The sequence below is a fragment of the Bacillus massiliigorillae genome (assembly GCF_000380245.2).
GTDB lineage: Bacteria > Bacillota > Bacilli > Bacillales > DSM-1321 > Bacillus_AD > Bacillus_AD massiliigorillae.
Genome location: NZ_HG428741.1, coordinates 1,860,871 through 1,882,400 on the forward strand (window position 1 = coordinate 1,860,871; position 21,530 = coordinate 1,882,400).

At 34.2% G+C, this 21,530-nt stretch carries 19 protein-coding genes; 9 read left to right on the plus strand and 10 right to left on the minus strand.

Features of this window, described 5'->3' with window-relative positions:
- Positions 1–72 precede the first annotated feature (72 nt).
- Both TX86_RS08555 and fba read left to right on the plus strand, forming a co-directional pair.
- On the plus strand, positions 73–1,392 hold the full coding sequence (locus TX86_RS08555) for a gluconate:H+ symporter (protein ID WP_042348030.1): 1,320 nt from the start codon (positions 73–75) through the stop codon (positions 1,390–1,392).
- A gap of 81 nt (positions 1,393–1,473) precedes the next feature.
- Positions 1,474–2,331 (plus strand): class II fructose-1,6-bisphosphate aldolase, encoded by an 858-nt coding sequence (gene fba / locus TX86_RS08560; protein ID WP_042348032.1) that lies wholly within the window; start codon positions 1,474–1,476, stop codon positions 2,329–2,331.
- Positions 2,332–2,407: 76 nt separating this feature from the next.
- Here the strand turns inward: fba and TX86_RS08565 are convergent, their stop codons facing one another.
- Genes TX86_RS08565 through TX86_RS08575 form a run of 3 tightly spaced genes read right to left on the minus strand, consistent with a single transcriptional unit; the run spans position 2,408 to position 3,494 of the window.
- Positions 2,408–2,977 carry a manganese catalase family protein gene (locus TX86_RS08565; RefSeq protein ID WP_042348034.1) on the minus strand — a complete coding sequence of 190 codons (570 nt, stop codon included), beginning with the start codon at positions 2,975–2,977 and terminating at the stop codon, positions 2,408–2,410.
- A 13-nt stretch (positions 2,978–2,990) separates the two neighbouring features.
- Positions 2,991–3,254 carry a spore coat protein CotJB gene (locus TX86_RS08570; protein WP_042348037.1) on the minus strand — a complete coding sequence of 88 codons (264 nt, stop codon included), beginning with the start codon at positions 3,252–3,254 and terminating at the stop codon, positions 2,991–2,993.
- A gap of 12 nt (positions 3,255–3,266) precedes the next feature.
- Positions 3,267–3,494 carry a spore coat associated protein CotJA gene (locus TX86_RS08575; RefSeq protein ID WP_042348039.1) on the minus strand — a complete coding sequence of 76 codons (228 nt, stop codon included), beginning with the start codon at positions 3,492–3,494 and terminating at the stop codon, positions 3,267–3,269.
- A gap of 492 nt (positions 3,495–3,986) precedes the next feature.
- Between TX86_RS08575 and TX86_RS08580 the strand changes: the two genes are divergently transcribed.
- Genes TX86_RS08580 through TX86_RS08590 form a run of 3 tightly spaced genes read left to right on the plus strand, consistent with a single transcriptional unit; the run spans position 3,987 to position 7,200 of the window.
- Positions 3,987–5,150 carry an iron-containing alcohol dehydrogenase gene (locus TX86_RS08580; protein ID WP_042348041.1) on the plus strand — a complete coding sequence of 388 codons (1,164 nt, stop codon included), beginning with the start codon at positions 3,987–3,989 and terminating at the stop codon, positions 5,148–5,150.
- 14 nt (positions 5,151–5,164) lie between these two features.
- On the plus strand, positions 5,165–6,595 hold the full coding sequence (locus TX86_RS08585; protein WP_042348044.1) for an APC family permease: 1,431 nt from the start codon (positions 5,165–5,167) through the stop codon (positions 6,593–6,595).
- A gap of 11 nt (positions 6,596–6,606) precedes the next feature.
- Positions 6,607–7,200 (plus strand): DUF3156 family protein, encoded by a 594-nt coding sequence (locus TX86_RS08590; protein ID WP_042348047.1) that lies wholly within the window; start codon positions 6,607–6,609, stop codon positions 7,198–7,200.
- A 330-nt stretch (positions 7,201–7,530) separates the two neighbouring features.
- Here the strand turns inward: TX86_RS08590 and TX86_RS08595 are convergent, their stop codons facing one another.
- A complete protein-coding gene (locus tag TX86_RS08595; protein ID WP_042348049.1) occupies positions 7,531–8,799 on the minus strand; it encodes an MFS transporter in 1,269 nt (422 codons plus the stop codon).
- A 1,080-nt stretch (positions 8,800–9,879) separates the two neighbouring features.
- Here TX86_RS08595 and codB point away from each other — a divergent pair.
- The 4 genes from codB to scpC all read left to right on the plus strand — a co-directional run bounded on the left by codB (position 9,880) and on the right by scpC (position 14,862).
- Positions 9,880–11,157, plus strand: a complete 1,278-nt coding sequence (gene codB, locus TX86_RS08600) for a cytosine permease (RefSeq protein ID WP_042348050.1) — start codon at positions 9,880–9,882, stop codon at positions 11,155–11,157.
- Positions 11,135–12,409 carry a cytosine deaminase gene (gene codA, locus TX86_RS08605; RefSeq protein ID WP_042348052.1) on the plus strand — a complete coding sequence of 425 codons (1,275 nt, stop codon included), beginning with the start codon at positions 11,135–11,137 and terminating at the stop codon, positions 12,407–12,409. The genes codB and codA overlap by 23 nt, the downstream gene beginning before the upstream one ends.
- Positions 12,410–12,570: 161 nt before the next feature.
- Complete coding sequence (locus TX86_RS08610; protein WP_042348055.1) at positions 12,571–13,215, plus strand: LytTR family DNA-binding domain-containing protein; 645 nt, start codon at positions 12,571–12,573, stop codon at positions 13,213–13,215.
- A gap of 126 nt (positions 13,216–13,341) precedes the next feature.
- On the plus strand, positions 13,342–14,862 hold the full coding sequence (scpC, locus tag TX86_RS08615) for a succinyl-CoA:acetate CoA-transferase ScpC (protein ID WP_042348058.1): 1,521 nt from the start codon (positions 13,342–13,344) through the stop codon (positions 14,860–14,862).
- A gap of 884 nt (positions 14,863–15,746) precedes the next feature.
- On the opposite strand, the gene TX86_RS08620 is transcribed toward scpC, so the two are convergent.
- From TX86_RS08620 to TX86_RS08645, 6 genes are all read right to left on the minus strand, one after another.
- Positions 15,747–16,499: an ABC transporter ATP-binding protein gene (locus tag TX86_RS08620; RefSeq protein WP_042348060.1), complete on the minus strand. Its 753-nt coding sequence runs from the start codon at positions 16,497–16,499 to the stop codon at positions 15,747–15,749.
- Positions 16,492–17,277: an ABC transporter ATP-binding protein gene (locus tag TX86_RS08625; RefSeq protein WP_042348062.1), complete on the minus strand. Its 786-nt coding sequence runs from the start codon at positions 17,275–17,277 to the stop codon at positions 16,492–16,494. Before TX86_RS08625 ends, TX86_RS08620 begins: the two co-directional genes overlap by 8 nt.
- Positions 17,274–18,332 (minus strand): branched-chain amino acid ABC transporter permease, encoded by a 1,059-nt coding sequence (locus TX86_RS08630; protein WP_042348065.1) that lies wholly within the window; start codon positions 18,330–18,332, stop codon positions 17,274–17,276. Before TX86_RS08630 ends, TX86_RS08625 begins: the two co-directional genes overlap by 4 nt.
- 14 nt (positions 18,333–18,346) lie before the next feature.
- On the minus strand, positions 18,347–19,228 hold the full coding sequence (locus TX86_RS08635; protein ID WP_042348068.1) for a branched-chain amino acid ABC transporter permease: 882 nt from the start codon (positions 19,226–19,228) through the stop codon (positions 18,347–18,349).
- 89 nt (positions 19,229–19,317) lie between these two features.
- Entirely contained in the window at positions 19,318–20,517 is a 1,200-nt protein-coding gene (locus TX86_RS08640) for an ABC transporter substrate-binding protein (protein ID WP_042348070.1), read from the minus strand.
- Positions 20,518–20,898: 381 nt separating this feature from the next.
- Entirely contained in the window at positions 20,899–21,393 is a 495-nt protein-coding gene (locus TX86_RS08645; protein WP_042348073.1) for a hypothetical protein, read from the minus strand.
- Positions 21,394–21,530 lie beyond the last annotated feature (137 nt).

A 21,530-nucleotide genomic window follows, 5' to 3' on the forward strand; every position in this document is an offset into this window, starting at 1 on the left:
TCACTTGACATTTAAAGGCATATTCCATAAGAGTCAGTCATCATCCTTTTAAGTAAGGGAAAAGAGGAGAAAATGCCAATTATATCAGTAACTATAGGGGTTGCTTTACTTTTATTATTAATGGTTGTATTAAAATTAAATGCATTTGTTTCTTTAATTCTAGTTTCATTAGTAGTAGGGATTTTAGAAGGAATGTCCCCTCTTGATGCGATGGCATCTATTCAAAGCGGATTAGGTTCCACACTTGGTAACCTAACAATGGTAATTATTTTTGGGGGCGTTCTTGGTAAGTTAATGACTGATTCGGGTGGTGCACAACGAATTGCTACTACGCTCATTAACGGCTTTGGACAAAAAAGAGTACAGTTAGCTGCCGTTGTTACAGCTGCAATTGTCGGAATTGCTCTATTTTTCGAGACTGGTGTCGTAGTATTAATTCCACTTGTATTTACTATTGCAACAGCAGCTAGAGTTCCTGTTCTTTATATTGGAATGCCAGTTATTGCTGCGCTTATTACAATGCATGGTTTCGTGCCACCTCATCCAGGTCCTACAGCTGTCGCTGATGTATTTGGAGCTAGTATAGGAAAAACGTTGATATACGGTGTCATTATAGCTATTCCAGCTCTTATTCTAGCTGGTCCTCTTTATACAAAATTATTTAAAAAGGAATCATTAGAAATTGAGATTCCAAAAGGATTATTTAACCCGAAAGAATTCACTGAAGAAGAAATGCCGAAATTCGGAATCAGCCTTTTTACAGCTTTATTACCTGTTATCTTAATAGCATTACAAGCTATCGTTGAAATTTTCGCTCCAAAATCTGCTATTATGCCAGTTGTTGATTTTATTGGGAATGCCAATGTTGCCTTATTGATTTCTGTCATAGTTGCAATCTTTACCTTTGGTATAAACCGTGGTAGAAAAATGCCACAAATTATGCAATCACTTACTGAATCCGTTAGCGGAATTGCAATGATTCTATTAATTATTGCTGCTGGTGGCGCATTCAAACAAGTATTAATTGATAGTCATATTGATCAATATATTTCAGATATAATGGCTGGATCTACGCTTTCACCTTTACTTTTAACTTGGCTAATCGCAGCGCTTCTTCGTGTTGCAGTTGGGTCTGCAACAGTTGCTGGTATGACAGCAGCCGGAATTGCAGCACCCCTTGTCGCTACAACAGGTGCAAGCCCAGAGTTAATGGTTTTAGCTGCAGGAGCTGGTAGTGTTACCTTCTCACACGTTAATGATGCCGGTTTCTGGATATATAAAGAATATTTCAACTTAACAATCGGACAAACAATCAAAACATGGTCAATCATGGTTACGATTATTTCTTTAGTTGGACTTGGTGGCGTACTACTTATAGATTTATTTATATAAAACATAGAATGATAGCAAAAAAAGACCGCCTCTCTTTTCTAACAAGTAGAGCGGTCTTTTCATTTAAAGGAGGAAAAAAATATGACTTTCGTTTCCATGACCAACTTATTAAACAAGGCATTACTAGAAAAATATGCTGTAGGTCAATTCAATGTATACAATGTTGAATGGGCACAAGCCATTCTTGCTGCTGCAGAGGAAGAAAAATCACCAGTTATTTTAGGAATTGGTGAAGCTGGTATTCAACATTTTGGTGGACTTAAAACCATTTACATGGCCATTAAAGGTTTAATAGAAGACATGAATATTACCATTCCTGTTGTCCTTCACTTAGATCATGGAGCTTCTTTTGATAAATGTAAGTCCGCGATAGATATTGGTTATTCATCAGTCATGATTGATGCATCTCACCTTCCGTTGAAAGAAAATATGGATATAACGCGAAAAGTGGTCAACTATGCTCATGCGTATGGAGTATCCGTTGAAGCTGAACTTGGTTCAGTTGGCGGTCATGAAGATGGTGTCATTTCAGAAGGAATCATCTATGCAGATACAGAAGAATGTACATTATTTGTTCAAACAACAAATATAGACTGTCTAGCCCCTGCATTAGGATCTGTACATGGTCCTTACAAAGGTGAACCAAATCTTGGCTTTAAAGAAATGGAAGACATCAAAAACGCAACGAAAATACCACTGTCCTTACATGGTGGTACAGGTATCTCAATTGCTGATCTTAAAAAATCTATCTCTTTAGGTACTTCAAAAATTAATGTGAACACAGAAAATCAAATGGCATTTACAAAAAAGGTTCGTGAAATATTAGCTAATGATAATAACGTGTATGACCCACGTAAATATATTCAACCAGGTCGAGATGCTATTAAGACTACCGTTATTAATAAAATTCGAATTTTTGGTTCTAGTAACAAAGCATAAGTCAAAATAAAGGGCTAAGCCAAAAGTGATAATAATCACACTTGGCTTAGCCCTTACACTTTTGTGTAGCTCTTCTTTAAAAAATCTTTTTCCTATCCCTCTCTTCTTTTAAAATTTCAACTGCTTCCCTAAATCTTTGAGAATGAACGATTTCTCGTTCACGTAAGAACCTTAACGAATCATTTAAATCCACATCATCAGACATATCAATAATCCATTGATATGTTGCACGCGCTTTTTCTTCAGCTGCTATATCTTCATATAAATCAGCAATTGGGTCTCCTTTAGCGGTGATATAACTAGTAGTAAAAGGAACACCACTAGCATTTGTATAGTATAGAGCAGAATCATGACCAACATAATGATCTCCAAGTCCCGCTTCTTTCAATTGTTCTGGCGTTGCATCTTTGGTCAGTTTATATATCATCGTTGCAATCATTTCTAAGTGGGCGAATTCTTCAGTTCCAATATCCGTAAGAAGACCCATTACTTTTTCAGGGATGGTATATCTTTGATTTAGATAACGTAGTGCTGCTGCTAATTCCCCATCTGCCCCACCATATTGTTCTACTAAAAATTTTGCAAGCTTTGGATTACATGTACTTACTCTTACCGGATATTGTAATTTTTTTTCATAAATCCACATATTCTTCTCCTTCCTATACTTGCCACGGCCATGGTGAGCTATGCCAGCTCCACTTTTCATCAGAAAAGCTATTCCCAAACTGCTGAAGTGGACCAAAGCGTGATTCGAATTCATATTTAATTTGGTTACGATGTTGAACATATGAGTTAAACTGTGCAATCGCATTTTGATCAGTCGGATGAGTATCTAAGTATAGTGTCAATTCAACTAATACAAAATCCGCTGCTTGTAGATCTTCTAAAATTTGATAATACTCTTCAGGTAAAGCATTGGACATAAAAAAACTCACCTACTTTTTGTATGGATTTTCATAATAATCGTAAAAAGCCGGCCATAATGTTCCTCTTCTCAATGCTTCCTTTGCTGGAAATTGTTCTAAATCTGGAGGCTGAAAACCCATATAGAGTTGTGGTGGTGTATAATAAAATTTCTTCCCTATTGGAGGGCATGGATCAAACACACTATGAAAAGGGACATATGATTTAATTCGTGTAAAATTCTGCTCTTTTCCACTCATTCCAAACACCTCCTTATCTTCCGTAAGTGGTATTACTGTTAAATTTATTAAGCACCTATCAAAAATATGAGTGCATGTTCTAAATAACGTATATCATTTTTGTGATATCCCCTTTTATTTCAAGCATATTAATTTGCTTGTTAACTAACCCCTTAATATCTATTGAATATTCAGAACATTGTTTCTTCAAATAAAAAGGGATTCCACAACAGACTATAAAACAACAAAACCAACTATTTAGATTCTTGTTTCGACAACGAATAGAACTTCGACCTTTGTTGAAATATCGGCATTTTGATTCTTTTGTACCCTAATTCAAGGTATGAACCATCTTTAGAGATTGAAAATAAAGTTTCTGAGACCAAAACATAGACTATAGTCCTTTAAATAGACGTATTGTGAATGTTAATGAGCAAATTTCTTACATTTTGTCCATTTACAAAATATCTGAATATTCTGTAATATTCAGATATTATAAAGGAGGTAATATCTGTGTTAGATTATTATACGTTTAATCTTCCTACCAGAATCGAATTTGGAATAGGAAAAATAGCAAGGCTAATAGACTATATATCTGAATTAAACGGTAGTAGAATAATGCTTCTAACAGACGCAGGGTTAAAAGAAGCAGGTATTGTTGAAAAAGTAACGGAACTATTGGATCAAGCAGAAATATATTATGTTACCTTTGATGAAATCAAACCAAATCCAAGAGATTATGATTGTATGACTGCTTATGAGTTGGCAAAAAAAGAAGAAGTCGATTTATTAATTGGGCTTGGTGGAGGAAGTTGTATGGATACAGCAAAAGCTGTAGGTACACTATTAACACATGGAGGAACAATCAAAGATTGGTATGGACTTAATAACCTTCAACAATCAATCACTCCGCTTATTTGCATTCCCACCACCGCTGGCACTGGAAGTGAAATTACTTTTTTTTCAGTGATTACAGATTCAGAGACAAAGTTAAAAATGAATATTTTAGATAACAAATTAGCTCCTAAAATAGCTATTTTAGATCCAGAATTAACGGTTACTTTACCTCCATCTGTTACTGCATCTACAGGGATGGATGCCTTAACGCATGCTATTGAAGCATACACATGTACAGTTGCTGAACCTATTACAGATGCTTTGGCTTTATATGCGATTGATTTGATAGTTAATAATCTAGAATCGGCAGTACACAATGGGACAAATTTAGAAGCTAGAAAAAATATGTTAATAGGTAGTTTAATTGCAGGAATAGCTTTTGGTAATTCTGATGTTGGTGGAGTTCACTGTATGGCTGAAGCTTTAGGAGGGTTATATGATACTCCTCATGGGGTCGCTAATTCAATGATTTTACCATATGTTTTCGAATATAATATCCCCTCAAATATTGAAAAGCATATGATGGTTTCAAAATTATTAGGAGTCAATGTAGAAGGTAAATCAAAAGAAGAAATTGCATATGCAGGTGTAGAGAAATTAACTAAACTTGCAGAAGGTATAGGCATTCCAAAAATGAAAGATCTATCTTATGTAAAACAAGTTGACTTTGACTACTTAGCGGAAGGTGCCACACAAAATGTTTCAGCTTCAAGCAATCCCCGTAAAGCCTCAAAGGAAGATTATATCTTATTATTTGAGAAAGCATTCCATGGAAATTAAGAAGGAGGAATAAAATGGGTGATGTAAAATTAAAAAGAACCCTTGGATTTTGGGCTGCTTATTCTGCTTCCGTTGGTTTAGTAGTTTCTGGTTCGGCTATGGTAGTGTTGGGAAATGGCTATGGAGTAGGAGGACCTGCTTTTAGTATTATAGCTTTCTTAGCTTTAATTGTTATATTATGTGTAGCTTTGTCCTATTCGGAGATGGCTGCTATGATTCCAGGGGCAGGAATGGTAGGAGAATATACGATGCCAGCTTTAGGAAAATTACCTGCTTTATTTGGTGTAATAGCTGGCTATATTGTACTTGTAGGAACAGATGGTGGAACAAACATGATTATTGGAGGGCAATCATTTGAAACTTTAACAGGAATACCATGGTATATTGCCGTAATAGTCATTCTATGTTTTTTAGCGGCAATTAATATGTTAGGTGTTTCGGTGTTTGGTAAGGTTCAATCAGTTCTTGCTATCTCTATGATGCTCTTACTTGCTACATTAGGTATTCTTGGATTGATCGGTTTAGGTACACAAGAACAAATTGCTGAATTACCTCCATTTTCTCCAATTTCTTGGAAGCAACAGATTGGAACACTTGGAATTGCCATTTGGTTATTTATTGGTATGGAATTTGTAACACCTTTAGCAGAGGAAATTAAAAATCCTGGACGAAACATACCCTTAGCAATGCTATTCGGTTGTTTTACGATTTGGCTAGTCGATTTATTATTTGGTTTAGGTGTAACAAAATACATTAGTCTTGATGAATTAGCAAAGTCAACTATTCCACATATCGCAGGGGCAGAAGCTATGCTTGGATCATTTGGTTTAGTATTAATGGGAGTCGTTTCTATAATAGCAGCTATTACAACTTGTGACACATATTTAGCCGCTGTGCCTAGAATGCTTTATGGTCTTTCCAAAGAAGGTCTCTTACCAAAAGCATTTTCCTATTTACATCCAAAAACACGTACACCTTGGGTTGGAATTTTCTTTGTAATTGGTTTAACTTTAATTGTTTTGATCTATGCTTTTATGAATAATGCAAATATTGACTTTATAACAACTATGATTTCAGTAGCCTGTGGAACTTGGTTAATTTCCTACATCATTACTCAGGTAGATGTTATTATACTAAGAAAAAAATATCCTCAAGCACATAGACCTTTTAAAACACCGTTATATCCCCTTCCACAAATCGTTGGAATTGTAGCTTGTATATATATGATTTATACCTTGTATGTAGACATAACAGTATTAAAGATTTCTCTCTTTGTTATACCTATTATTCTATTATTTGGAGTCATCTATTTAAAGGCTACCAATCAAAAACTATTTTCTCCAGTCCCTCTAGATAAAATTTTTGAAGGTATTAAAAAAAGAAGCGAATTTGAATATGAATCTAGTGATCAGAATCAGTCATTAGACACTAATAAAACAATTTAAGGTAGGATAACATGGGGATATATTCAATAGTAGATAGCAGAGCTTATAATTCTTTAAATATGGTTGTAAATGAGTTTAATCAATCCATACCTAAAAAGAGTTTTCGTAATCAGCAGGTTGAGTTGGATGGGCAAAAATTAGGTTTAGAAAAAATGAAAGCATCGTATAAAACGATTAATAAATGGATGGGACGGATTTATATTTTCCGCTGGAATTTTTCAATCAAAGATTGTAAACCTACTCAAGATATCACTATTTCTTTGAAATATAGTGGAGATATTTTATCTAAAAGAAAAAGTAAACCTAGCTTTACTTCCAATCAAAATGATTATTTAAGTGCAATTTTGAATAAGGATGAGGATATTCTATCTATCTGCCAAAAAAATGATTTTGAGAAATTAACGCTTTCATATTCTAAAAAAGATAATATGTGGACGATTGAAGTTTGGCCAAATTATGGTGATTTTATCTGGATCTTAATTCCACCTATAAGATATTGCAGAAGGCCTAATCAAACAGAAATAGAAATGACAATTCAATTATTCAAGAAAATTGGGCAGTATATTTCTAGAAGCGAGGTAAGTAATGTGGGAATGAAGCAGTAAATAATAGTTAAGATAATTTTCCATATTATCACTAACTAAAGATTCATATAAAATCCTTCTTCGTACACTATTCAATATGGAGTTTTGTAACAACATTCATTTTATTCTAAAAGACAAAATGACAAAAAAGCAACGAATAATCCCTAAAGAAATTTCGTTGCTTTTTCTAGTTTTATTTGATTTGTCAAAAACTACAGTAAATTAATAGATTAAATTGAGTATTAAAATAGTTCTTGATCCACCTTAGATTCTGTTTTCTCATATCAAAACAGAATCTATTACTCTAAATAGGTAGCCATTCAATAAATCTCTTAATTCACGGAATATGAATTAATTCCACAAACCTTCTTTTTCCAGTTTTTTCTTCCCTTTAAATGCTACTAGGATAAGAACAATGTTAATAATTAGCATTGCGATAATTGACCATAGAACATATGTGTAACTTCCTGTAAATTGATATACAAATCCATATCCAGGTAATGCAACAATACCAGCGATTGCCAAGCCTAATGCAGCTGTAGCAAAGATTTGACTATATTCCTTGATACCAAATAACTCAGTTGTAAGAAGTGGTGTTAATGTGCCAATTGAAGCTGTTATGAAGCCGAAAATACCAATTGCCAAAGTAAACATCGTTGGGTGATCCGCTGCTGTTAATAGCATTACCATTGATACTAAGCCAACAATCATTGCAAAAAGTGCTGTATTTTTAGAACCAATTTTATCTGTTAAGAATCCAAAAGCAAGCGCACCAACTAACATACCAACCATAAATGCACCCATAACACTACCCGCAAATTTAATATCATAACCAATTCCCATTGCAAACGGCGCGATATGCTGAGCAAAACTTCCAATTGCCGTTACAAAGAAAAAGAATAAAAATAACGCATAAAATGCATAAGATTTTTTAGCTATTGCAAAAGTTACACCTTTATTTATATCTTCCGTATGTTCCTCTTTTTTATCATCATTTGAATCAGATACAGTCATTCCATATGGAAGTAGCCCTTTTTGTTGTGGAGCCATTCTAATTAATAATAGAACTACTGGAATAACGACTACTATTACGGCAATACCAAGAATTAAATAAGTATAACGCCACCCCTGGCTAGCGATTAAATTCCCGGCTAATGGTTGAATTACGGCACCAAAAGCACCAACCGCAGCCATCATAATACCTAACGCTAAACCATTATGTTTCTTAAACCAATTATTTATTAATACTGGACCTGCCATTTGGTTGACGAAAATTGAACCGACTGCCATTGGAATAGAAAAGATATACCAACCCCAAACGGAATTCATTAAACCAAACATTGCAAATGATCCAGCTTGTAAAATAATACCGCCAATTAGTAGAGAGCGAATATCGTATTTCGCCATCATTTTACCAGCAATCGGTAAAAATATCATCGTAACAATTGATGAAATACTAAAATATAAAGTTAATGTTCCCATTTCAATACCTAAATCTTGAGTAACTGGTGTTAAAAATAACCCACCAGCATTGTTAATTCCACCACGTGCCAGACCAATCATTATACTTAAGCCTAGTAATACCCACCAAGCAAAGTGGATTTTTTTCTTTTGTTTCATAGAAAACTCCCCCATTCTCTTTTGTCTGTATGAATAAAGCAAGGTAGTATTCCTAAAATGTCTTAACGATATAGCCGCAATAAATCTTTACGATTCCCCCTGATTGCGCATATATCTCACTTTAGAAATAACAATTTTAGATTGTTTCTAGAAAACAACCATGAAATGAAAAGGTTTGCACAAAACTTCATAAAAGCTCACATTTTCTCGAGAAATAATATATTTTTCATTTCGAATATATTATATAGTAAAAATATTTATCACGCTAATAATGTGATTAATACAAATTACTAAAAAACAAAAATACCCATTTATTCATATTTAAACGTTTTATATTCTAAAAAAGAACATTTTTTACTATTTTATAACATTTAATAATCAGTAATAATTATTCACAATCAAACTATATTAATATAAAAATGTAACTATAAAGCAACTTGCATAGTTAATCAATTTCATGTTATAGTTATCGAGCGATGAGCTAAATTGTGTAAGACGACTAACACTCTTAATTGAGAATACACAAATGTGGAGTGTAGTTAGTCGCCTCAATTCGAGAAAAAAGACGTCCTTATTGGACGTCTTTTTGTTTTCTACTTATCGTTTCCATCTTTTATTACGCTATTAAAATAATATTTATTCGAATTATGAAATCAGCTATATAAATAAAAACCTTATCAAATTCACACCTCCCCCTCAGTTGTTAACTCTAAATCACCCACAGTATTACCTTCATAAAATACCGATTTTTATGTATAAACAAAAAATTAATCCCCAGAATATTCTAATAGTACCCTTTAGAAAAATAGATAAAAATTACCATTGTTATTCAAGAAAATAGTTTGCTAATATAACGATAGTTTAATAAACAAAACCTTTAAGAACAGTCCAGAGAGGCTGACAAGGTGGGCGATATTCTGTTTGGTATTCGTGATTCTTGATGGTAAAATTCTATCATCGGTCTCGATCATCCTTTAGAGTTAATCCACTTGTCAAATTTGATAAGTGGTTTTTTGCGTTTAGTAACCCTTTTGTTACTAAACCATTGCTCACCAAGCTTAAAACTTGGGAGGAAATAGTATGAAAATGACAGACAAAGATTATTCATTTCAATCAGTACCATTAGGAAAGAGAAACAGCTTTATTAAAATGCTAGCTGTTATGTTGGGATTCACATTTTTCTCAGCTAGCATGTGGGCAGGCGGTTCTCTAGGCGAAGGCTTAACTTTTAAAGGACTAATTTTGATTGTATTACTAGGAAATATTATCTTAGGTGCATTTACAGGTTCATTAGGTTATATTGCCGCAAAAACAGGATTATCAACTCACTTACTTGCACAATATGCTTTTGGTAAAAAAGGCGCATATATCAGTTCATTTATGTTATGCGCTACACAAGTTGGTTGGTTCGGCGTTGGTGTTGGAATGTTTGCTTATCCTGTTCATAAAGTAACAGGTGTACCATTAACACTTTTAATCATTTCAATTGGTGTTTTAATGACAGTAACAGCGTATTTCGGAATGAAAGCTTTAACTATTTTAAGTATGATTGCTGTACCAGCAATTGCAATTCTTGGTTCAATGAGTGCTTCTATGGCAGTAGATGGTATGGGTGGTATGAATGCATTATTTGAATATACACCAGACTCTTCATTAACTTTAGCCGCTGCACTTACGATTACGATTGGAACATTCATTAGTGGTGGAACATTAACACCTGACTTTGCTCGCTATGCTAAATCAGGTAAAGATGCTGTTATCACAACTGTAATCGCCTTCTTCCTAGGTAATACATTAATGTTTTTATTCGGAGCTATTGGAACAATTGCAACAGGTCACAATGACATTTCAGATGTTATGTTTTCTCAAGGTTTAATTTTACCTGCTATTTTAGTTCTTGGCTTAAACATTTGGACAACAAATGATAATGCTTTATACGCTTCTGGTCTTGGATTCGCAACAATGTTTAAAAAGCCAAAAGTAGTTATGGTTATGATAAACGGTGTAATCGGGACACTGTTAGCAACATGGTTATACAACAACTTTGTTAGCTGGTTAACATTCTTAGGATCAACATTGCCTGCCATCGGTGCCATTATTATTGTAGATTTCTTCTTTATTAAGAAGCGCAAGTATATTACGTATGAAAATGCAAATATTAAAAATTTACACATACCAGCCATTATAGCTTGGTTAGCAGGAGTCATTGCAGGGTTAACACTTCCTGGAATTGCACCATTAAATACATTGCTAGTAGCCGGAATTGTGTATGTAGTATCAGTAAAAATCATGAAGACATCAATCGTGTCTGAACATGAAGAGGAGGAAATCATCAATGAGTATAAAAATGTGGGCTAATGCCACTATTTTTGGTAGAGAAGGCTTATGGGATATTATTATCGAAAATAATCGTTTTTCTCAAATAACTAAAGCTGGTACGAACAATTACTCAATCGATCATAAAATTGATTTAAAAGGACATCTAGTTTGTGCTCCTTTTGTTGAACCACATATTCACTTAGACACTACGTTAACAGCTGGACAACCTCGTTGGAACGAAAGTGGCACACTATTTGAAGGTATTCAATGCTGGTCTGAACGAAAAGAATTTTTAACAAAAGAAGATGTAAAAGAACGCGCAACTAAAGCATTAAAATGGCAAATCGCTAACGGAATCGGGCATGTGCGTACACATGTTGATACAACTGACCCGACTCTTGTTGCTTTAGAAGCAATGTTAGAAGTTAAAGAAGAAATGAAGTCTTTTATCGACTTACAGATCGTAGCGTTTCCTCAAGAAGGCATTATCTCCTTCCCTAACGGCTTAGAATTGTTAGAAGAAGCGATGAAAATGGGTGCTGATGTAGTTGGTGGCATTCCTCATTTCGAATTTACTCGTGATGATGGCGCTGATTCCATTCGTGAGCTTTTCAAAATTGCAATGAAATATGACAAATCGATTGATATTCATTGTGATGAAATTGATGATGAACAATCACGTCATTTAGAAGTAGTTGCTCGTGAAACAATCCACAATAGCTATCAAGGACGTGTTACAGCGAGTCACACAACAGCTATGGGATCTTATAATGATGCCTATACGTATAAGCTATTCCGCGCATTGAAGTTGGCTGAGATGAATTTCGTTGCTAATCCCCTAGTTAATATTCATTTACAAGGTCGCTTCGATACTTATCCAAAACGCCGTGGTCTAACACGAGTAAAAGAATTGAATGAAGCTGGATTAAATGTATGTTTCGGTCACGATGATATAATGGATCCTTGGTATCCTATCGGAAACGGTAATATGTTACAAGTATTACACATGGGACTGCACGCTGCACAATTAATGGGCTATAGCGAAATTGCAAATGGATTAAAATTTATTACTGAAAACAGTGCAAAAGCACTCGAAATTCAGGACTATGGAATCGTAGAAGGTAATTCTGCTAACTTTATCGTCTTAAATGCAGAAAATAGTTACCATGCACTTCGTCTTCAATCAGAAGTTCTATATTCTGTTCGCAATGGTGAAATCATTGCTCAAACAAAACCACGCGAAACAGAAATCATATTAAATAAGACAGCTTCAACAATTAATTTTATGTAAAAAAATAGAAGCAACCCATTCGTTTTCACGCGAATGGGTTGCTTTTTTATTAGTATATTAAGAAAATTCCCTTTTTCGAGTCACTTCAATAGAAACTATTTCAAAAAAGAAATAAAATAAGATTGAAATATAAAAGATGTCTGAAACAAAGGGGACTTAAAATGGAGAATTTAACGGTGAAATCATTTCTAGACGTGATAAGCGAGCTATTTTCCGATGAGATTTCAATCGCGGTAACTGATAAAGAAAAATATATTTACTATCGTCCTAGTAAACGAATTAACTTAAAAATTAAAGCTGGAGATCCAATTGTCGAAGGTACTATTACACATAGAGCCTTAACTAGTAAAAAGAAAATTTCTGATTTTGTCCATAGGGATATACTAGGGATTCCATACGATGGACAATCACAACCCTACTTTAAAGATGGAGAATTGCAAGGTTGTGTAACAGCCATCTACCCTGCTATGACACAAGGAAAATCCGTTATTACAGTCAAATCAAACGATGGATGGGTACCTATTCCCTATAATAATGTAAGCTACCTTGAAGCAAAAGAAAGAAAAACTTTTGTTTATGCCAACGATCAAGTCGGAACACATAAATATTCTTTACAAGAATTCGAATATATCCTACCAAAAGATTTCTTTATCCGCTGTCACAGATCGTACATTGTGAATGTCAATCAAATTAAAGAAATCTATCCAGATACGCATTCTACATTTGTTTTAGCAATGAAAGATGGTACAAAAATCCCAGTAAGTCAATCATACTCTAGTTATTTCAGGAAATTATTAGCTTTTTAATAATCGCTATTTCAAACATATTTTTTCGTGCTTTATCTTAAATTTTTCTAAAGTTATCCGTTTTTGTCTATTTTGTTAACTTTAGAAGATACAATATTCTTAATATTCACGAAAGAGGGATGGAAGATGAAAAACAATACAGATCGTATTAGAGATGCTAGACTATTGGATCGAATTGTAACAGCTGAAGAGGCTGCATCATGGATACAAGATGGGATGACATTAGGTTTAAGCGGATTTACAAAAGCAGGTGATGCAAAAGCCATTCCAGAAGCTTTAGTAGAAAGAGCTAAAACAGATGCATTTAAAGTTAACGTACTTACTGGTGCATCAATGGGACACGTTGATACAATCCTTGCTGAGGCAGGAATCGTTAACAAACGTTCACCTTTCCAAGCGGACTCAGTTATGCGTAAAAGCATCAATGCTGGGGACATGCAATATTACGACACACATTTATCTCACCTAGCAGAACTAGTTCGTCAACGCACTATTACTGAAGGTATCGATTATGCGATTTTGGAAGCGGTTGCCGTTACAGAAGATGGAATGGTTATTCCAACAACTTCAGTTGGTAACAACGCAATCTTTGCTCAATACGCAAAAAATATTATTTTAGAAGTTAACGTAGCGCAATCTCCTATGTTAGAAGGATTGCATGATGTATATACACCAGAAGAACAAGGCTCTAGACAACCAATTCCTTTAGTAAATGCTTCTGATAGAATCGGCAAGCCTGGATTCTATGTTGATATTGAAAAAGTAAAAGGTATTGTAATTACTGATATCCCTGATGTTGCATCAGCGATTGTACCGCCAGATGAAGAAACTCAAATCATGGCAAACCATTTACTAGATTTCTTACGTAATGATATTAAAGAAGGTCGTTTAACTGAGAATCTTGCTCCACTACAATCAGGCGTTGGGTCAGTAGCAAACGCTGTTTTACACGGAATGCTAGATTCAGAATTTGAAGATTTAGAAGTATATTCTGAAGTACTTCAAGATGCAGTATTCGATCTTATAGATGCTGGTAAAGTTAAATTCGCTTCAGGTTGCTCATTTACATTATCTGAAGAAAAAATGAAACAAGTATACGGTGACTTTAAGAAATATGCAGACAAAATTATGCTTCGTCCACAAGAAATCTCAAATAGCCCAGAGCTAATTCGTCGTATGGGATTAATTTCAATCAACACTGCACTTGAATTAGATATTTACGGAAATGTAAACTCTACTCACGTTTCAGGCGCTAAAATGATGAATGGTATCGGTGGTTCTGGAGACTTCGCACGTAATGCTCGTCTTGCTATTTTCGTAACTAAATCAATCGCTAAAGGCGGTAAAATCTCTTCAATCGTACCTTTCGTATCACACGTGGACCATACAGAACACGATGTTGATGTAATCGTTACTGAGCAGGGATATGCTGACCTACGCGGTAAAGCACCAAGAGAACGCGTTGAATTAATTATTGAAAACTGCGTACACCCAATGTATAAAAAACAACTTTGGGAATACTACACTGAAGCTTTAACTCGTGGTGGTCAAACACCTCACATTCTTGAAAAAGCTTTCAATATGCATATCAACTTAGCTAAAAACGGCACTATGTTAGAAGAAGAATTTTCAAAACAAAACGCGTAATACTTAAATAGAGACCTGTGAGAAAAGTGATTTTTAATCGTTTTTCTCACAGGTCTTTTATTCTTTTATTACCATTCGAAGTCGTATTCATTTAAATCTTAATGATGCTTAATAGCGCAAAAGATAGTTTTGAAAACTTTTGATCAATATAAAATCCCACGAATCACTTATAAAATCTAAGACAGCCCCCCCGCTTCTTCATTTTTTATCTCATTAGTTATTAGCTAAAAAAATATATTTATTACACTGAATAGCAATAGGTAGAATTATTATATAAAATAATAACAAATAGATATTTTTTACTAAATAATAATGTCGGAGGTGAAAAACGATAATAACCCAAGCTAAGATACGAAAAAAAGTTGGAACTGGAACATCCGCTTTATTGTTCTTAATAATTGGTATTTCTTTTTCATTTACATATTTCGGAGAGTATTCAATCGGTGAAATGCTTTTAGGATATTTTCATATTTATATTCCCCCTCTTGTGATTACTCTCGGATTACTGATCTTATCTTTCTTTATTAGTATCAAATATATTGAACATTATGGAGCTAAGTTAGGAAGGTTACTTTCTATTACTGCATTCGTCCTTGTTCTTCTTCTCATTCTGTTAAATATATATTAAGCGTAATAAAGAACTCTCTATCTATTTAAAAATTCAGAAAGTTCCTTCATTACGCAATAATACTAATTCGCTGTTTGTCTTCTTAAAAAACAATCCACTATTCAAATAATACTTTCTTCATTCTGAACACATAAAAAAAGAGTAAGAATACTTAATTCTTACCCCTACCCTTTTGATATGTTTTATGAATAATATTCAGTTCTTCTATTCATACACAAAATGAAATTATTGAAAGTTATTTAAGCCTTTTCCCTATCTACAATGGTATAACGGCTTTATTTTCTACTTGTTTAGAAGACTTGCCAAAATAAGCTTCTTGTACTTTAGGGTTATTCAATAACTCCTGTGCCGTACCAGAAATAACAATTTTTCCATGAGCTAAAACACAAGCACGATCAGCAACTTTTAAAGCCGCCTTTACATTTTGCTCAACTAAAATTATCGTAGTACCCATTTCATCGCAAAGCTTTCTTAAGATAGACATGATATCTTTTACAATCAATGGAGCTAGACCTAATGAAGGTTCATCAAGCATGAGAACTTTTGGTTTAGCCATTAACCCTCGGCCAATGGCTAGCATTTGTTGTTCTCCCCCTGAAAGCAATCCCCCAGAGCGATCAAGCATTTGTTTCAATCTCGGAAACATTTCCACAATGTTTTCATAATCTTGCTCAATACTTTTTTTGTCTTTACGATATCGATGATATGAACCTAATAATAAATTATCTTTTACAGAAAGTGATGAGAATATTTGTCTACGTTCCGGGACTAAACAAATCCCTTTAGAAACTACCTTCTGTACGCCGTCCTTTGTTATATCCTGATCCTTATACTTGATGGTACCTTCTTTTGGTGAATACACACCCGCAAGTGTACCTAGAAGTGTACTTTTCCCCGCTCCATTAGAACCTACAATTGCGAGTAATTCTCCTTCTAATAACTCAAAATCAATACCTTCTAAAACATGTAAAAAGCCATGATAAGTATGAAGATTTTCAACCTTAAGCATAGATAGTATCCTCCTCTTCATCCCCCAAATAGGCTGCAACAACTTTAGGGTTTTTGTATACTTCATCTGGAGTACCTTCACCAATCTTCACACCATTGTCTACTACTACTAGTCGATCCGAAATAGACATAACCGTTTCCATATCATGTTCTACAAAAATAAACGTCATGCCTTCCTCTCGCATTTTCAAGATAACATCTACAAGCTGTCTTGATTCTTCTGAGTTTAACCCTGCCATCGGTTCGTCAAGGAGGATTAATTTAGGTTTAGAAATGGCTGCCCGTGCTATTTCCAATAACCTTTGACTCCCATAAGGTAATGTATTGGACATTTCATAAGCTAGATGAGCAATACCAACATGCTCTAAACACTCAATCGCTCTAGACATTGTTTTTACTTCTTCCTTTACAACTCCTGGCAGTCGTAAGCCTGCTGTTAACATATTGGTTTTCATTGTAATATGAGCACCAGTCATAACATTCTCAATGACCGTCATATTATCAAAAACCTCTAAGTTCTGAAATGTTCTAGTAACTCCAGCTTGAGCAATTTGATACGGCTTCTTTTTTGTTAATCGTTTATCTTCAAAATACACATCACCCGAAGTACTAGGTAGTACCCCCGTAATCATGTTAAATAACGTTGTTTTTCCCGCACCGTTTGGTCCGATTACAGCAAAGATTTCACCTCTGTTTACTTCAAATGACACTTTATCAACAGCTACTACACCACCGAATTGCTTTGTTAAGCTTTCCACACGCAAGATAGTCTCCGTCATTTATTTTCACCTCCAGAAGCAATACCTCCACCGTTAACATTTACAGAATTTTGGACTCCATTCTTATTCTTTCGGAATTTAGAAATAATTTTACTGAATTGTGGAGCCAAACCATTAGGCATATAGATTAATGTCAAGACAAGCAATACACCAAAGAATACAATTTCAAATTGCCCCCCAGCATTAGGCAGCAATATTGGTATAAAGTGCTTTAAGAGCTCACCTAACATAACATAAGTAGCAGCTCCTACTATAGAGCCCCATATACTACTTGCTCCCCCGATAATAACCATTACAAGAAAATAAATAGAAGTATTTGCACCGAATAATTCTGGATTAATAAAAGAAACATAATGAGCTAAAAGGGATCCTGCTAAGGAAGTAAACATTGCACTTAACATAAACACTTGTAACTTATAGTTCATAATATTAACACCCACTGCATCCGCAGCAATCTCACTACCTTCAATGGAACGTAACCCGCGTCCAATTCGTGAATGAATGATATTTCGTGAAAAAATAATTCCTAAAATAACTAAGGTCCATACTAGATAAAAATAACGAAAGTCATTATTAAACTCAAATCCAAATAGACTGATAGTTGGAATACCAAAGAATCCGTTGGAACCACCTGTTAGTGAACTTAATTCTTTAAAGGCAGTGAAAATAATAATTCCGAATCCAAGGGTTGCAAGTGCTAAATAGTGCCCCGACAGTTTAAAAGTAGGGATACCAACAATTAAAGCAATAAGAGCAGCTAGGATCATTCCAACTATAATTGCAAACCATGGTGATAATCCATAAGTACCTGTTAATACAGCTGACGTATATGCTCCAATTCCATAAAATGCAGCATGCCCTAATGATATTTGTCCGGCATAGCCTGTTAACATCGTTAAGCCATTACATACTAAAGCATAAAAACCAATCATAATAAAGATTGTATAAATATAATTTGATGAAGTGACCATCGGTATTAGAAATATAATTAAAGCAAATATAATAGGGCCTACTAAACTATTATGATAGATTTTCTTCAAATCTTTTTTCACCATACAAATCAGCCCTCCTATACTCGTTTACCTGAGGCTTTAGCAAACAAACCTTCTGGCTTAATAAATAGAATTAACAATAACATAGAGAAGCTAACTACGTCTTTCAAACCAGAAGACCATAATCCTTCAGTGAATGATTCAAGTATTCCAATTAGAAAGGCACCTGCGATGGCAGCTGGAGCGTTTGTCAATCCACCTACAACAGCGGCTACGAATGCTTTTAAGCCAAGCATCATTCCCATATCATATGATGCACCAGATATTGGAGCAATTACTGTTCCTGCCAAAGCACCAAGACCTGCACTTACCATAATAGCAAGTAAAGACATTTTTTCTGGATTAATACCCATTAATCTCGCAGCAAATGGATTTACTACACATGCAGTTAATGCTTTACCGATAAATGTTTTATTAAAGAAATAAATCATGATGAAAAGGATGACAATGGAAATTCCAATTGCCCATAAGTTTTGAGGTAATAATACTGCTTCCATAATTTTAATAGGTGTATTATCAGTAAACGGTGGTAATGACTTAGGTTGTGTTCCCCATATTAAAATAGCAATTCCTCGGAATGCAATGGAAACACCAATTGTGATGATAATTAGAGTAGGTACAGACGATTTACGTGCTGTATGAATAGCTGTTCTTTCAAAGATTCCTCCTATAAGTGAAACAATTAAAATACTACAAATAATCGCTAACCATAATGGTAAACCAGCATTAAGTAGAGAAATACTAATCATAGCACCAAACATTGCAAATTCACCCTGTGCTAAGTTGAGAACTCCAGTAACGTTATAAATGATTACAAAGCCAATCGCAATCAAAGCATATATGGAACCGATTGTTAAACCGGAAAACAATAGCTGTAACATCTGACTCATGACTTCCATTTGTATCCCTCCAAGATCAAAAATTCTTCTTTCTATCTCTTAATTGATAATCAGTGGCGGTTTCCCACCACTGATTATCTTTTTTACTATTATTGTTTATCTTCTAAAGTCCATTTGCCATCAACGATTTTAACCATTGCAAAGCTATCTGCAGTTAAACCATTGTGATTATCTTTATTAATATTAAATACACCTGTCAAACCAACGAATTCACCCAAATCATTTTCAACATAGTCTCTAATAGAAGCGCTATCAGTGTTACCAGCTTCTACAGCTTTCACAATCATTTGAAATGCATCCCAAGCATGTGCTCCAAAAGTACTAACTGGTTTATTATATTTAGCTGTAAATTGCTCTTTATATTTAAGTAACAATTCTTTTTGTGGATTTGAATCAGCTAATTCTTCCGCAATTAGTAGTTTACCAGCTGGTAATACAACGCCATTTCCGGCTTCACCAGTCAAGTCTAAGAATTGGCTAGATGCCACACCATGACTTGCTAAGACAGGAAGGTCAATAGCTAATTCTCTAATGTTCTTAACTACAACTGATGATTCTTGTACTGTACCCCAAACAATAATTGCTTGTGGTTTTGCTTTCTTCACTCTCGTCAATACTGGCTTTGCATCTTTAACTGTAGCTTCAAATTCATCTTCAATAACAGCTTCTACACCGAAATCTTTAGCAATTTGTTTAAACTCATCATGTGCTCCAGTACCAAAAGAGTTCGCAACGTTTAACCATGCTACTTTAGTTAAGCCTTTTTCCTTTAAGTAGCCAAGAATTTTCTCAACCGCATGTTTATCATCTTGTGGCGTTTTAAAAACCCACTCTCTCGCCTTACCATTATCATCTTGATGAATTTGTTTACTTGCTGCAACAGAGAAATATGGAACTTTATTTTGTTCCGCTAAAGGAAGCATAGCCAATGAGTTACCGCTAATTGTCCCTCCAATTACCGCCGCTACTTTATCTTGTGTAACCGCTTTCTTCATAGCTAAAACGGCTTCGTTTTGGTCAGATTTATCATCATAAGGAATTAAATCAACCTTCTTCCCATCAATACCGCCTGCTTTATTTTGTTCTTCAACTAACATCTTTAATGTTTCTAATTCTGGTTCACCAAGTGGAGCAGCTCCTCCAGAGGAAGAGAAAATTCCTGCGATTTTGATAGTATCAGCATCTTTCTTTCCTTCTTTTTTGTCAGGAGTTGAAGCGGTATCAGAACTACAAGCTGAAATCGCTAGCATACATCCTACTAAGAATACGAGTAACATTAATTTCTTCATTTCTACACCCCTTACATTTTATTTAAATATTATTACTACGCAATATAACCAATAAATGAAATAAACAAATAAATTCGTTACACTACATAGGTACTACTGTAAAAATCTCTCTTAAGGAGATTAGATGAAACATGATACTTTCATACCATTCAGTGATGAGAAATGATGTATGATTTTGTTTTAAAAAAATACCTTTGGATTAATATTCAAAAAATTTTAACAATTCTTTCTTCTGAGATTATCACGTATTTAGTACCATGATAAATACTATTTTGGTTGGTTATCCATATTTAAAAAATATATAAATTATTAATTCGTATATATAAAAATGATATTAAACAAAAAGAAGCCTTTAAAAAAAGGCTTCTGATAATTCTCCATTTATATAGATTTTGCTTGCTTCTGATCGTAAATAACATACCTCTGCACGTATTGATTTAACCACTGATAATCATGAACATCTTTACATGAAATCAAAAATATTTTTTTCTTTGTTCTCTGAATAATATCCTCAATAATTACTTCTTTATTATATTCTTTACACAAAGAATCGATAGGATACACAATACTATAGTCTACCTCTTTAGGTGATTTCCCCCATGTAAATCTGCTATTTGTATCAATATACACTGAATGCTCATTGTCAAATAAATAAGCTTTTCCAGCTCTAGCTGGCGTTTTTGTCTTTAAAAAATCGCCCGCGTTGTGAATCGTATTACAACGAAATAATATATTACATTTTTCTGTAACGTTCCCAATAATATGTAATGCTAATAGATGTTTTTTAAAATGTTGAGTTCCTTTTATTAGCACTGTTTTTTCTGTTGAAGTCATAAATTCTTCTAACTGATCAATCGCTTTATGTAGTGTATTCATTTTACCCCTCTTTAACTTACAACACGCTTTTCTATTGTAAAAAGTTGTTTTCTAAAAATTCATTTCCTTCTTCTCTACTATAATTCTATAGTTAATTACAACAAAAAAACAGTCCCTATTGGAACTGTTTCATACAC

Excerpts from the sequence above, each read along its gene's own strand:
- TX86_RS08630 (WP_042348065.1), bottom strand. The coding sequence starts at position 18,332 with ATGGTGAAAAAAGATTTGAAGAAAATCTATCATAATAGTTTAGTAGGC.
- TX86_RS08625 (WP_042348062.1), bottom strand. The coding sequence starts at position 17,277 with ATGACGGAGACTATCTTGCGTGTGGAAAGCTTAACAAAGCAATTCGGT.
- TX86_RS08640 (WP_042348070.1), bottom strand. The coding sequence starts at position 20,517 with ATGAAGAAATTAATGTTACTCGTATTCTTAGTAGGATGTATGCTAGCG.
- TX86_RS08575 (WP_042348039.1), bottom strand. The coding sequence starts at position 3,494 with ATGAGTGGAAAAGAGCAGAATTTTACACGAATTAAATCATATGTCCCT.
- TX86_RS08645 (WP_042348073.1), bottom strand. The coding sequence starts at position 21,393 with ATGAATACACTACATAAAGCGATTGATCAGTTAGAAGAATTTATGACT.
- TX86_RS08570 (WP_042348037.1), bottom strand. The coding sequence starts at position 3,254 with ATGTCCAATGCTTTACCTGAAGAGTATTATCAAATTTTAGAAGATCTA.
- TX86_RS08635 (WP_042348068.1), bottom strand. The coding sequence starts at position 19,228 with ATGGAAGTCATGAGTCAGATGTTACAGCTATTGTTTTCCGGTTTAACA.
- TX86_RS08620 (WP_042348060.1), bottom strand. The coding sequence starts at position 16,499 with ATGCTTAAGGTTGAAAATCTTCATACTTATCATGGCTTTTTACATGTT.
- TX86_RS08565 (WP_042348034.1), bottom strand. The coding sequence starts at position 2,977 with ATGTGGATTTATGAAAAAAAATTACAATATCCGGTAAGAGTAAGTACA.
- TX86_RS08595 (WP_042348049.1), bottom strand. The coding sequence starts at position 8,799 with ATGAAACAAAAGAAAAAAATCCACTTTGCTTGGTGGGTATTACTAGGC.
- codA (WP_042348052.1), top strand. The coding sequence starts at position 11,135 with ATGAGTATAAAAATGTGGGCTAATGCCACTATTTTTGGTAGAGAAGGC.
- TX86_RS08590 (WP_042348047.1), top strand. The coding sequence starts at position 6,607 with ATGGGGATATATTCAATAGTAGATAGCAGAGCTTATAATTCTTTAAAT.
- TX86_RS08585 (WP_042348044.1), top strand. The coding sequence starts at position 5,165 with ATGGGTGATGTAAAATTAAAAAGAACCCTTGGATTTTGGGCTGCTTAT.
- scpC (WP_042348058.1), top strand. The coding sequence starts at position 13,342 with ATGAAAAACAATACAGATCGTATTAGAGATGCTAGACTATTGGATCGA.
- fba (WP_042348032.1), top strand. The coding sequence starts at position 1,474 with ATGACTTTCGTTTCCATGACCAACTTATTAAACAAGGCATTACTAGAA.
- codB (WP_042348050.1), top strand. The coding sequence starts at position 9,880 with ATGAAAATGACAGACAAAGATTATTCATTTCAATCAGTACCATTAGGA.
- TX86_RS08610 (WP_042348055.1), top strand. The coding sequence starts at position 12,571 with ATGGAGAATTTAACGGTGAAATCATTTCTAGACGTGATAAGCGAGCTA.
- TX86_RS08555 (WP_042348030.1), top strand. The coding sequence starts at position 73 with ATGCCAATTATATCAGTAACTATAGGGGTTGCTTTACTTTTATTATTA.